The 12,917-nt window shown below is 66.5% G+C and carries 9 protein-coding genes and 1 tRNA gene; 5 read left to right on the top strand and 5 right to left on the bottom strand.

The features are described 5' to 3' along the window. Positions 1–182: 182 nt before the first annotated feature. Positions 183–1,706, top strand: a complete 1,524-nt coding sequence (locus tag KF715_19280) for a TolC family protein (GenBank protein MBX3738845.1) — start codon at positions 183–185, stop codon at positions 1,704–1,706. 169 nt (positions 1,707–1,875) lie between these two features. Here the strand turns inward: KF715_19280 and KF715_19285 are convergent, their stop codons facing one another. Then, positions 1,876–2,511, bottom strand: a complete 636-nt coding sequence (locus tag KF715_19285) for a DUF1080 domain-containing protein (GenBank protein MBX3738846.1) — start codon at positions 2,509–2,511, stop codon at positions 1,876–1,878. A 192-nt stretch (positions 2,512–2,703) separates the two neighbouring features. Between KF715_19285 and KF715_19290 the strand changes: the two genes are divergently transcribed. The 3 genes from KF715_19290 (at position 2,704) to KF715_19300 (ending at position 7,676) form a co-directional block, all read left to right on the top strand. After that, positions 2,704–3,531 (top strand): MBL fold metallo-hydrolase, encoded by an 828-nt coding sequence (locus tag KF715_19290; GenBank protein MBX3738847.1) that lies wholly within the window; start codon positions 2,704–2,706, stop codon positions 3,529–3,531. Between the two features lie 80 nt (positions 3,532–3,611). Continuing rightward, on the top strand, positions 3,612–6,071 hold the full coding sequence (locus KF715_19295) for a transporter substrate-binding domain-containing protein (GenBank protein ID MBX3738848.1): 2,460 nt from the start codon (positions 3,612–3,614) through the stop codon (positions 6,069–6,071). Positions 6,072–6,248: 177 nt separating this feature from the next. Beyond that, positions 6,249–7,676 carry a PAS domain S-box protein gene (locus KF715_19300; GenBank protein ID MBX3738849.1) on the top strand — a complete coding sequence of 476 codons (1,428 nt, stop codon included), beginning with the start codon at positions 6,249–6,251 and terminating at the stop codon, positions 7,674–7,676. Positions 7,677–7,719: 43 nt separating this feature from the next. Here KF715_19300 and KF715_19305 read toward each other — a convergent pair. Continuing rightward, positions 7,720–7,794 (bottom strand) — tRNA-Cys (locus KF715_19305). 262 nt (positions 7,795–8,056) lie between these two features. Between KF715_19305 and KF715_19310 the strand changes: the two genes are divergently transcribed. Next, entirely contained in the window at positions 8,057–9,799 is a 1,743-nt protein-coding gene (locus KF715_19310) for an HDOD domain-containing protein (GenBank protein MBX3738850.1), read from the top strand. 98 nt (positions 9,800–9,897) lie between these two features. On the opposite strand, the gene KF715_19315 is transcribed toward KF715_19310, so the two are convergent. The 3 genes from KF715_19315 to uxaC form a co-directional block, all read right to left on the bottom strand. Next, the gene (locus KF715_19315) at positions 9,898–10,266 is read right to left on the bottom strand and encodes a Dabb family protein (GenBank protein MBX3738851.1); all 369 of its coding nucleotides are present in this window, start codon (positions 10,264–10,266) and stop codon (positions 9,898–9,900) included. Between the two features lie 75 nt (positions 10,267–10,341). After that, positions 10,342–11,412: an alginate lyase family protein gene (locus KF715_19320; protein MBX3738852.1), complete on the bottom strand. Its 1,071-nt coding sequence runs from the start codon at positions 11,410–11,412 to the stop codon at positions 10,342–10,344. A gap of 40 nt (positions 11,413–11,452) precedes the next feature. Beyond that, entirely contained in the window at positions 11,453–12,871 is a 1,419-nt protein-coding gene (gene uxaC, locus KF715_19325; GenBank protein MBX3738853.1) for a glucuronate isomerase, read from the bottom strand. Positions 12,872–12,917 lie beyond the last annotated feature (46 nt).

Raw genomic sequence — 12,917 nt, forward strand, 5'->3', positions numbered from 1 at the left:
TCGGCTCCCGGCCGACGGCGGTTTTCCGTTCCCACTTTCGGGAAAGCCCAATCCCGCCCGCGAAAGACGGCCTCGCCGAATCGACTCAATCAACCGCACTGAAACGTTGATTTCTAGCAACTTGCAACAGCCTCCGGCGCTGGCATGCCGGTTGCAAAAGCAGCGTCATTACCGCCCCTCTCATGCCTTCGCTCCGGCGCCTCATCGCCCTCTCTTTCGCCCTCGGTTCGCTTGCCGCCGCGTCGGCCCAAGACGTCGCCACTCCTGAGCCGTCTCCGGCCCCGATCCGGGAGAAACTGACGCTCGACGACGCCATCCGCCGCGCCGTGGCGAAGAACTACACGATCCAATCCGACGCGCTCGACGTCTCCGTCGCCCGCGCGCGCGTGCTCGAGCAGCTCGGCATCTTCGATCCCCAACTCACGGGCAAATACACCTACGCGGAAAACGAGAACCCGCTGCAGACCTTCAACTCCTCCACCGGCCTGCGCAACTTCACCACCGACAAGACCGACAGCTACGAACTCAACGTCGGCGGCACGCTGCCGTGGGGCCTCACCTACTCGCTCGGCGCCACGCAGACCAACGCCCGCGGCACGTTCAACGGCTACGCCGACGCCTTCGACACCTTCGCCGGCGTCTCGGCGCGCCAGCCGCTGCTGCGCGGCTTCGGCTTCGGCACCACCACCGCCCAGATCCGCATCGCGATGGCCGGCCGCGATATTTCCGAATGGCAATTTCGCCAGTCGGTCATCGACACGATCACCCGCGTCACCTTCGCCTACTACGAGCTGAGCTTCGCGCAATCGAACCTCCGCACCGCCCTGCGCTTCCGCGAAGTCGCCGCGATGCTCCTCGAGGAGAACCAAAAACGCTTCAAGGTCGGCGCGATGTCCGAATACGACGTCACCTCCGCCCGCGCCCGCGTCGCCATGCGCGAGGAGAACATCCTCTCCGCCCAACGCGGCGTCCGCGAAGCCGAGAACGCCCTCAAAGCCCTCATCTCCGACGAACGCAGCACGAAGCTCCTCGATTGGAAAATCGAGATCGAGCCGCTCACCACGCTGCCCGTCGCCCTCGTGAATCCCGCGCTCGATTTCCAGGAAGCCCTCAAGAAGCGCCCCGACTACCAGCAGGCTAAGCTGAACCTCAAGCGCTCCGACATCACCTACAAATACCAGCGCAACCAGCTCCTGCCCCGCGTCGACCTCGTCGGCAGCTACGGCTACAATGGCCTCGACGCCAGCCGCGAGACCGCCCAGCGCCTCGTCCGCAACGAGGACTACCGCTCGTTCAGCTACGGCGTGCAGGTCACGATCCCGTTCACCTTCGCCGCCGAGCGCGGCCGCTACCGCCAGGCGAAATTCGCCCGCCGCCAAGCCGAGATCGACCTCGACTCGATCGAGCAAAGCATCGTCGTCGCCGTCGGCAACGCCGCCGCGAACATCGAGACCACCCGCCAGCGCGTCGCCGCCGCCCGGCAGGCCCGCGAGCTCGCCCAACAGGTCCTCGAAGACGAACAAAAGCGCCTGCGCGCCGGCAGCAGCAGCACGTTCTTCGTCTCCCAGGAGCAGGAAATCGTTGCCAGCACGGAAGTCAGCGAACTCCGCGCCGAAGCCGATTACCGCCGCGCCGTCGCCGAATACGACCGACAGCTCGGCGTGACGCTGGAAAAGCTAAATATCAGCATCGCTGCGCCGAAGTAAGAATCAGGTTTGTTTAGTGTGTGTCCAACAGGCGGCGGCCCCAAAGGCGCCGCCTGTTTAGCTTTCTGGACGCGGAGGCTGAGGCGCGTGCGCATCGGCCCAGCGCATGAACTCTCCATATCGCTCAAGCGCGAGCGGAACAGGTCACGCCCCATCCACTTTCCCGGCTTCAGATCGCCCGCACCTTTACGTTCCGCAGCTCGATGCCTTCGCCGACGACCGCCACGCGGCCGCTGCGCTCGCTGACGAACTTCGCCACGGACGGGTTCGCGCTCGCCGCGATCGCCTTGCGCCAGTCGGGCGTGTCGAGCATGTAGCCCATCACTTTCTCGCCGTTGACCCAGTATTCGACCGAGTTGCCGAACACCACGATCTTGCAGCGATACCACACGTCGAATTGCGGGGAAACCTTGCGATCGGGCGCGCTCAGGCCGTTGCCCCCGAGCACATCGCCGTGCCCGGCCAGCTGCATCACCGGCCCGGATTTCTCCGGCGCCGACTCGTCCTCGAACACCCGGAAATACACCGCGCCATTGCCGCCTTCGGCGATCTTCCAGTCGAACGTCAGCTCGAAATCCGCGAACGCATCGTTCGTCACCAACGCCGCGCCCGCCGCACCGAAGAACGAGCCGTCGCGCGCCTGCCAGTTGGCCGGAAGCTTGTTGGCGCGATAGCCATGCCAGTCGCTCGCATCGAGCAGACGCCAGCCTTGCGACCGCTCGAACGCCGTCACCTTCGGCTGATCGGCCGCCAGCAACGCGACCGGGAAAACCAACGCGGCGAACAGGAGGGACTTGGGGCTCATGGCGCCCACGATGGGGCTCGGCCCCACAGCGTCAATCCCCGGAATAGGGTGAGCCCCCTAGCCAATCTCCCCGCGACGCCCGGACCGCACGCACCCCGTTGCAAACCACACCGCTCTCCGGACGCAGCTCTCACTCTCCCCCCGCGCCAATGTCCGCTTGCGCCGCCGCGCCACCACCGCGAACGTGCCTCCATGCCGCGCATTCCCCTCGAGGACAATTTCACCGACGTGCTGGGCAAGGCCCAACGCGGTCTCCAGCTCTCCGACGCCGAGCTCGTCGCCAAAGCCGGCATCACCGCCAGCGAGTTCGCCGCGCTCAAGAAAGGCGAAATTCGCGACCACCCGCTCCGCGCCGTCGCCCGCGCACTCCAGCTCAACGGCGCCGCGCTCCTCACCCTCGCCCGCAAGGAATGGTATCCGCAACAACCGCTCTTCCCGCGCGGCTTCGCGATGTTCAACACGACGCACGAGGACATGACCGTGAACAGCTACCTCGTGTGGGACACGCGCACCCGCCTCGCCGCCGCCTTCGACACCGGCGCCGACGCCGGCGCGATGATCGACACCCTCGCCAGCGAGAAGCTCAACCTCCGCTACATTTTCCTCACGCACACGCACGAGGACCACATCGCCGCGTTGCCCCAACTCGCCGCCGCCGCGCCCGCCGCCGAGATCTGGTCGAGCGACCGCGAGCCAGTCGACTTCCCCGGCGCGCGCACCTTCGCCGAGAATGCCCATTTCCACCTCGGCGAGCTCGCCGTGAAGACGCTGTTCACCTGGGGCCACTCGCCGGGCCAGACGACATTCTACGTCACCGGCCTTTCGTGGCCGCTCGCAGTCGTCGGCGACTCGCTCTTCGCCGCCTCCGCCGGCGGCAGCCGCGACCACTACGCCGATCAGCTGCGCAACGATCGGGAAAAAATTTTCCGCCTGCCCGCCGACACCGTGCTCGCGTGCGGCCACGGCCCGCTGACCACGCTCAATCAGGAACGCCGATACAATCCGTTCTTCGCCCGATGAGGCGGCGGAATAGTTGCCGGAAAGAGACTTGAGCCGGTCGGGCGAGCCGGTTCCTGTCCGATGTAGGTAGGAACCCTCTGATGCCCCGTCTGCCCCTCCGCCGCGTCTGGTTCGTCGCGTGGTGCCTTTTGTGCGCCGGCGTGCTGGGGTTGACGTGGGCCGACGAACCCGCCCCGCCCGCCAAACGCCGCTGGCGCGCCGGCGTCGAGCTCAACGCCGCACCCTTCACGCTCGCCGACGAGCAAGGCCGGGCCGCCGGCTTCTCGGTCGAGTTGCTCCGCGCCGTCGCCGCGGAGCGCGGGCTCGAGATCGAGTTCGTCCCCCTGCCCTGGAGCGAGATGTTCCCGAAATTCCGCCGCGGCGAAATCGACATCATCTGCAACATCGTCGACACCCCCGAGCGCCGCGACTTCATCGCCTTCAGCAGCACCACGGCCACGCTCCAAGGCGCGCTCTTCCTGCGCAAGGACCACGCGCCGCTCTACGACTACAGCGACATCAACGGCCTCCGCATCGCCGTGCCCCGCGAGTCACGCGCGCACGACTTCCTGAAACGCAGCCCGTGGCGGATCGAGTTCGTATTCGAACCCTCGCTCCTCGACTGCATCACCGCGCTCGACCAAGGCCGCGCCGACGCCGTCTTCTCCACCGACCTCGTCGCCGCCGACATCATGCGGCGCCGCGGCCTCACCAACATCGTGCGCTCGAAGCTCGAATTCCCCGACCTCGACTATCGCGAGCACTTCGGCGTCTCGCCCGCCAACCCCGAACTCCTCGCCGAGCTCAACGAAGGTCTCCTCGCCGCCCAGCGCCACGAACATTACGATCGCCTCTACGAACACTGGATCGGCCCGCTCCGCCCGCGCGCGCTCGGCTGGCGCGACGTGCGCCCCTACGCGATCCCGTTCCTCCTCTCGCTCGCGCTCATCCTGTTCGCCTTCGCCTGGCAACGCCGGATGCTCCTGCAAGTCGCCCGCCAAGCCGAGGCGCTCCGCCTCAGCGAGGAACGCCTCTCCCTCGTGCTCGAAGGCAGCCAGGACGGATTCTGGGACTGGGATGTGCGCACCGGCGAAATTCTCCGCAGCCCGCGCTGGTATTCCATGCTCGGCTACACCGCCGACGAAGTCCCACCCACCCACTCGGGCTTCGCCGAGCTCATCCACCCCGACGATCGCGCGCGCTGCATCGCCTCCGAATCCGGATTCTGGCGCGGACAGGATCACTTCATCCTCGAGCTCCGCCTGCGCACCAAGGACGGCTGTTGGAAATGGATCCTCGACCGCGGCAAAGTCGTCGCCCGCGATCCGCGCACACACGAGCCGCTCCGCCTCGCCGGCACCCACACCGACATCACGCCCCGCAAACTCGCCGAGCAGGAAGCCGAGAGCCTGCAGCGCAAGATGCAGGAAACCCAACGCCTCGAGAGCCTCGGCGTCCTCGCCGGCGGCATCGCGCACGACTTCAACAACCTCCTCACCGTCATCCTCGGCAACGCCTCCCTCGTCGGCCTCGACGAGCGCGCCTCGCCTGCGACCGCCGGCCACGTCGAGAAGATCAAGCACGCCTCCAACCGCGCCGCCGATCTCTGCCGCCAGCTCCTCGCCTACGCCGGCAAAGGCGCGTTCACCATCGAGCAGCTGTCGCTCAACTCCATCGCGCGCGACACCGTGCACCTGCTGGAGCTCTCCGCCCAGCGCCAGGCCGCGCTCGACTTTGCGCTCGCGAAGGATCTCCCGCTCGTCGAGGGCGATCCATCGCAACTGCAGCAGGTCATCATGAACCTCGTGCTGAACGCCTCCGAGGCCATCGCCGAAAAGGGCGGACGCATCCGCGTCGCCACCGCGCGCGCCGAACTCGTGCGCGGCGAACTGGCCGACGCCCTGCCCTCCCCCGACCTCGCCGCCGGCATCTACGCCTGCCTTGAAGTGTCCGACAACGGCTGCGGCATGCCACCCGAGGTGCGCGCGCGCATCTTCGACCCCTTCTTCACGACGAAATTCACCGGACGCGGCCTCGGCCTCGCCGCCGTCCTCGGCATCGTGCGCTCCCACCGCGGCGCGCTCACGGTCCACAGCACACCCGGCCAAGGCTCCACGTTCCGCGTCTATCTCCCCGCCACCGCCTCCGCCGCGCCGCAACCCGAGCCGGCTCCCCGCGGCCGCGGCGCCTCGACCGGAGTGGTCCTCGTCGCCGACGACGACGAGTCGCTCCGCCCGCTCTTCGCCGAAGTGCTGAGCCGCCTCGGCTTCACGCCCGTCATCACCGCCGACGGCAACGAAGCCATCGCCGCCTTCACCGCGGAGCCAGCGCGCTTCACCGCCGCGCTCCTCGACCTCACGATGCCCGGCAAGGACGGCCTGCAAACGCTGCGCGAGCTTCGCCGCCTCCGTGCCGAGCTGCCGTGCGTCCTCGTCAGCGGCTACAGCGAACACGAAGCCCGCGCGCGCGGCGATGTGCGCGAGTTCACCGACTTCCTGCAAAAACCGTTCACGCCCGAAAGCCTGAAGGCCGTGCTCCACCGCGCCACGAGCAAGGCGTGACCGATCCCCCCCGCCCGGCCCGGCCATGACCGAGCCGCTCCGCAGCGCCGGAACTATTGCGATCACCCTCGCCACCGCTCGCGCAACTCGTCCCCTCATCCTCCGACGCGCCGGCGACCAAGAAAAACAATTAGACACCGGCGCGCCGTTCCCGCTACCTTGAACGGGCTCCCTCGCATGCAACAGCAGCGTAAGTCATGGATGATACTCGGCTTGGTCATTGCCCTGATTTCGGCGCTCGCCGCGATCATCCTGCAAGACGACCTGCGAGAAAAACTCGGGACGAATTACTACCTCCTGTCCCTCGCGATCATCGGTTGCGTGCTGCTCGTGTTGAGCGGCTACCTCTGGGACCGCACGATGATCACGCGCCTGCGGGCGCTCGGTTCGCAGGCGAAGGCGCTCCAGCCCGAAACCGCCATCGAAGAGCCGACGAAGGATGATGAGGTCGGCCATGACGAAATCATCGGCCTCGCCCGGCAGATCGAGCGCATGGCGCGCTCGCTCCAGCGCGTCGAGGCGAGCTACCGCGGCATCGTCGAGGATCAGTTCGACCTCATCTGCCGCTACAAGCCCGACGGCACGCTCACCTTCGTCAATGGCGCCTACTGCCGCTTCTACGGTCGCAAGCGCAGCGAGTTGATCGGCCAGCCTTTCGCGGGCATGGCCACGAGCAGCAAAATCCCCTGGAACAGCGACCCCGCCATCCAGACCTACGAGCAGGAGATCAAGGGCGCAGCCAGCACCACTTGGCTGCAGTGGATCGTCCGCGAGATCTACGACAACGACCACCGCATCCTCGAATATCAGGCCGTCGCGCACGACATCACGGCCCGCAAGATGGCTGAGGTCGCCTTGCTCCGCGCCAAGGACGCCGCCGAAGCCGCCAACCGCGCCAAGGGCGAGTTCCTCGCCATCGTCAGCCACGAGATTCGCAATCCCATCAGCGGCGTCATCGGCTTCGCCAATCTCCTCGACGGCGCCAACCTCACCGCCGAACAGCGCGAATACGTCACGCTCATCCGCAACAGCGGCGACTCGCTGCTCTTTCTCATCAACGACATCCTCGACTTCTCCAAGATCGAGGCCGGCAAGATCGAGCTGGAGAACGAGCCGTATTCGCCCCGCACGTGCATCGAGGAAGTCGTGGCGTTCTTCCGCCCCAAAGCCGCCGCCTCGCTCAGCCTCGACACCCGCGTCGCGCCCGACGTCCCCGCCGTCGTCAGCGGCGACGTCTACCGCCTGCGCCAGATCCTGATCAACCTCGTCGGCAACGCGGTGAAATTCACCAAACGCGGCGGCGTCACCATCCAGCTCGAAGCCGTCGCCCCCGACGATCTTTCGGACACCTTGCTGCTCCGCTTCACGATCCACGACACCGGCATCGGCATCTCCGCCGAACAAGCCGCCCGCCTCTTCAAAGCCTATGCCCAGGCCGAGGCCAGCACGGCGCGACGCTACGGCGGCACCGGGCTCGGCCTGATCATCTGCAAACGCCTCACCGAGCTCATGGGCGGCACCATCTGGGTGGAAAGCACGCCGAACGTCGGCTCGAAATTCTTCTTCGTGGTCCGGGTGAAGCAAGCCGTGCCGGCCAGCGTCTGAGCCTCGTTAATCATCCAAACCATTCGGGATCAACGTCCCAAAGTGGAGGTGCGGGGCGGAATCGAACCGCCGAATAGAGCTTTTGCAGAGCTCGGCCTTACCACTTGGCTACCGCACCGGAGCAAAATCGGCCGGCAACTTGGGCCATCTCCCGAGCCTGCGCAAGAACTGAAATTCGGACCCGTCTTTTCGCCAGCGTCCGCCTCCCGCGCGATGACCACAGGGCAATAATCCACACAAGCGCTTGCCTCGGACCATAGATGCCGCGCGGCCACGGTGCGCGGGCCGAATCGCCTCAATTTCGCTCCCCGCGAGCCGATTGGGACGGCATCTCCGAAGCACACGCCCGCGGTGCGCCTCGGCGTTTCCCTCCTGTCCCGATGGCCAACGTCCTACTGGTCGACCCAAACGACGTGGCGAGAAAAGCCATGCAAGGCATTCTCGCCCGCGGAGGCCATCGCTTCGCGGCCGCGAACAGCATCCCGGAAGCGCTCGCGTTTCTGCGCCGCAACGCCCGCGTGGACCTGGTCTTTGCCGAGCTGCGGCTCAAGGGCGACGGCGGACTCGCCCTCGTGCGCCAGCTCAAAGCCGACCGCCTGCTCGGTTCGCTGCCCGTCGTGATCTACACCGAACACCCGGACCGCGACAGCGTGAAGCGCGCCATCGAGCTGCACGTGCAGAATTTCCTGATCAAACCATACCACGACGACGACATCTTCAAGGAGATCGAGAAAGCCGCCGCCACGCCTTGGCGCGCCACGCACTTCGAGGAGGAGAAAGCCTTCTGTCGCCTCGTCGGCATCACGCCCGCCGCATTGGCCGGAAAACTGGCCGCGCTGCGCGACGCCGTGCCGCTCGCCCGCGCCGAGGCGGAGAAAGGCGCGGCGTTGCGCGACCACCACATGGTCGCCGCCGCCGTGCAACCGCTCCGCGAACAAGGCGAAGCCGCCGGTGCGTGGGGCCTCGTGGAAGTGCTGAACCAGCTCACTGACCACACCTCCGCCGGACAATGGCTCGCAGTATCGGCGGACCTCGCGCAGATCGATTTCGCCGCCGAACTCATCGCCCACTGGCTCGACCCGCAGCGGCTCTGCCCCGATTTCATCGCCACCGAGGAACCGGCGCGCGGCAACCCGGCCCTCGAACGCGAGCGCCGGGCCTGGCTCGCCGCCCCGGGTGAAGGTCGCTGCCCGGTCGTGGAATGGGATCAGCTGCTCCGCGAAACCCTCGCGCTCCCCGGCGCACCGGTGATCGATTCCGCGGCGGCCAACTTCCAGATGGTCGCGAACGGCCATCCCTCGTGCATCAACCCGCTGATGGATCTCGTCGCGCGCGATCCGGGCCTGACTGCACAGATGCTCGTCGCCGCCAACCGCGCGCATCCTTCGGCCGAGGAGTTCAACCGCATCGAGGACGCCCGGCTCGCCATCGGCCAGCTCGGAGAAATGCGCCTGCAGGAAGAGGCGCGCCGGCTGGTTGTGATCGACAGCCGCACCTTCAGCCTGGAGCCGGCCCTGAGTTGGGCGAGCTACTGGACCTTCCAGCGCGCTGTCGCCCGCGTCGCACAGCTGCTCTGCAAGGAGCTCGAATTCTACAGCCTCGAAGCCACCGCCCGCACCGCCGGTCAGATGCACGACCTCGGCCTGATGCTGCTGTCGCGCCTCCGTCCCGCCGGGTTTCAAGCCGTGCTCGAACACGCCCGCATCCACCGCCAGCCGCTGCGCGAGGTCGAGAAGCTTTTCCTCGGTGGAACGACGCCGCAGCTCGCCACGGCATTCGCGGAGCAGTTCGGCCTTTCGCGGCGCTTCAAGAACGTCCTGCGCTGGATCGAGCACCCGTCGACGGCGAGCGAGGACCGCCCGCTCGTCGCGATCATTTCGCTGTCGCGTCATCTGTGCCTGCTGAACGAAGTCGGCACCTCCGGCGATCCGCTGCCCGAATCGATGCCGGCCCTCGCAGAGACGGAGGAGTGGACGATTTTGCGCGAAGGCCTGTATCCGAGCTTCAATTTCCAAAAGTTCGAACAGAAGGTGCACGCCCACTGCGAACAGCTGCGCGCGGAGCTCTCCGGGCACGAGTCGGGCACCGTCCGCGAACTAATCTCTGCCAGCAACACGCGCTAACCGCACGCGCTCGGCCGCAGGAGATTGCACGACGGCGAAAAAAACGGAGCAGCCGTGTCCGGCTGCCCCGTGGAAAAATCGGAAAAACGTGCGCGCGCTCAGTTCGTCACGTCGAACGTCGTGCTGTGGTCGCGGATGGGCAGATAGACCTTATACCACTCCAGCTGGGCCGGGCTCTTGGTGTAGTTCTTGAGCGCGTCCTCGTCCTTGAACTCCATCGCGATCACATGCGTGCGCTCGCCCTGCTGTTTGATCGTCTTGGTCCACACCTGCAACACGCCGGGATAGGCCGCCGGGATGGCCTGCGCGCCGTCGAGAGCGGCCTTGATCTGCTCGGGCGTCGTGCCGGCCTTCCAAGTCACCGTAACGACGTGGAGGACGGTCTTCGGAGCGGAGTCGGCCGCGAAAGCGGCCGAGCCGAAAGCACAGGCCGCGCAGAGAACGAGAGCGGAGAGGAGTTTTTTCATAGGGTGCCTTCACCCTGCGCACCTGCCCGCGGTGCGCAAGCCCGCGTCGACGAACCAGACGACCGGACTACGATGCTAGGGTTTCTCGAATGCCGCCGCTTGCGCGAGGATCGCGTCGAGGAAGCCCGGCGGAAGTTTCTCCAGCTGACGGCCCGGCCACTTCGTCGGATCGGCGTTGTAAGGCGCGAGATAGGCGACGGCCTTTTTCAAACTGCCGCTGCCGGGCGCCTCGTAGTTCCAGAGATCGACGCCGACGCGCTGACCGATGCGGGCGACGAGCAGCTGCGCGTCGAGATTGAACCGGCTGTAGCCGAGCGCGTCCTGGCGGCGCAGCTCGTCGGGTTGGCTGCCGTCCGGCTTGATCTGCGCGGCGATGCGCGCCTTGTCCTCCTCGCAAAAACGGCGCGCGTCGTCTTCGCGGCCGAGATAGAGCGCAATGCCCGCCGCCTGCACGAGGAACCACGTGCCGTGGTTGTTCGTCGCGGCGTGCTCCTTCTTGGCCGTCGGCGCCGTCTCGAGCCAGCGATAGTATTCCTCGAACCAAGCCCGCACGGCGCGCTCCTCGACCGCCGTCAATGCCGGCGAGCCGTGCAGCACGGCCAAGGCATCGGCGACCCAGGCCAACCCGCGGCCGTCGAGCACGCCCGAACTGCTGCCACGGTTGTGATCGCGGCCGAGGCGCACCTGCGCGTAGTCGAGCGCCGGCTTCATCCGCGTCTCCGGGGCGAGCAGCCACGCCCGGATCCACTCGCCGGCGCGACGCGCGCAATCCTCGCGTCGATCCTTGGCCCAGCCGAGCGCGAGCACGGGCACGATGTCGCAGAATTTGCCGAGCCGGCCGCGATCGCCGGCGTCGACCTGCTCGCGATTGTGATGACCGTCGCGCTGCACGTAAGGCAGGCCGTCGGGCTTCGACGGATCGGGCCAGTAATAGCGCGCGTAGCTGACGTAGTCGTGCGCGTCGCCCGTCGGCGACGGCTTCGGCTTGTCCACGACCGTGCGGATCGGGGTGGCGAGGGCCTTCTTGATTTCCGCATCGAGCTGGGCCGCGGTGCGCGGCTCGGCATCGACGAGGAACGGTTTCGCAGTTTGCGCGACGGCCAGCAAAGGGGCCGCCAGCGCCAGGGCATAGCGCAGCAGTTTCATTCGGGGAAAAGACGTCGCGCCACCCGACGCGGTCACGCGCTCAGGCGCGAAACGCGGGATCGAGTTCGAGGCGGAAATAGTCGCGGGCGTTGGCGAAGCAGATGTTCTTCACCATGCCGCCGACGAGCTCGCGATCGTCCGGGATCTCGCCGTGCTCGATCATCGTTCCGAGGAGATTGCAGAGCACGCGGCGGAAATACTCGTGGCGCGTGTAGCTGAGGAAGCTGCGCGAGTCCGTGAGCATGCCGACGAAGCGGCTGAGCAGACCGAGGTTCATCAGCGCATTCATCTGCCACTCCATCGCCTCCTTCTGGTCGAGGAACCACCAGCCGGAGCCGAACTGCATCTTGCCGGCGACGGAGCCGTCCTGGAAGTTGCCGATCATCGTCGCGAAGGCGTAGTTGTCGGCCGGGTTGAGGTTGTAGAGGATCGTGCGCGGGAGCTCGCCGGTCGAGTCGAGGGCGTCGAGGTAGCGGCTGAGCGCGCGCGCCTGCGGGAAATCGCCAATGCTGTCGAAGCCGGTGTCGGGCCCGAGCTGTTTGAGCAGCCGGGTGTTGTTGTTGCGCAGCGCGCCGAGGTGCAGCTGCTTGGTCCAGCCTTTGGCGGCGTCCCAGCGGCCGAACTCGAGCATGAGGAACGAGCCGAACTTCGCCCACTCTTCCGGCGTCGCGGCGCGACCGGCGCGCGCGGCGTCGAAAATGGCCTTCGCTTCGGTGGGCGTGCAGGGCTCAGCGAGCGCCTGCTCCATGCCGTGGTCGGAAAGTCGGCCGCCGATGGCGTGGAAATCGTCGTGCCGCTTCTTCAGCGCGGCGAGCAAGTCGTCGAAGGTTTTCACCGGCATGCCCGCGGCGCCGCCGAGGCGTTCGAGCCAGGCGTTGTAGGCGGCCGGTGCATTCACGCCGAGCGCCTTGTCGGGGCGGAAGGTCGGATAGACGCGCGTCTTGAGGCCGAGTTTTTTGATCCGCTCGTGATCGGCGAGCGAATCGGCCGGATCATCGGTCGTGCAGACCACCGCGACTTTGTTGTTCGCGAGAATGTCGTGCACGCGCATGCCGGAGAGCTTGGCGTTGGCGGCCTGCCAGATCGCGTCGGCACTCTTCGGGTTGATGATCTCGTCGATGCCGAAGTAGCGCTTCAGTTCGAGGTGCGACCAGTGGTAGAGCGGATTGCCGAGCGTGTGCGGCACGGCGGCGCACCACGCGTCGAACTTCTCGCGCGGTGTCGCGTCGCCGGTGCAGACACGCTCGACGACGCCATTGGTGCGCATCGCACGCCACTTGTAGTGATCGCCGCCGAGCCAGATCTCGGAGAGATCGGCGAACTGGTAGTTGTCGGCAATCAGCTTCTGCGACAGGTGGCAGTGGTAGTCGAAGATCGGCTCATCCTTGGCGAACGCGTGGTAAAGGTCGCGCGCGGTCGCGGTCTGCAGGAGAAAGTCGTCGTGAATGAACGGTTTCATGGGAAAATTTCCTCAACCACGAATAGACACGAATTAACACGAATAG

Origin of the sequence: Candidatus Didemnitutus sp. (assembly GCA_019634575.1) — a bacterium.
Classification (GTDB): domain Bacteria; phylum Verrucomicrobiota; class Verrucomicrobiia; order Opitutales; family Opitutaceae; genus Didemnitutus.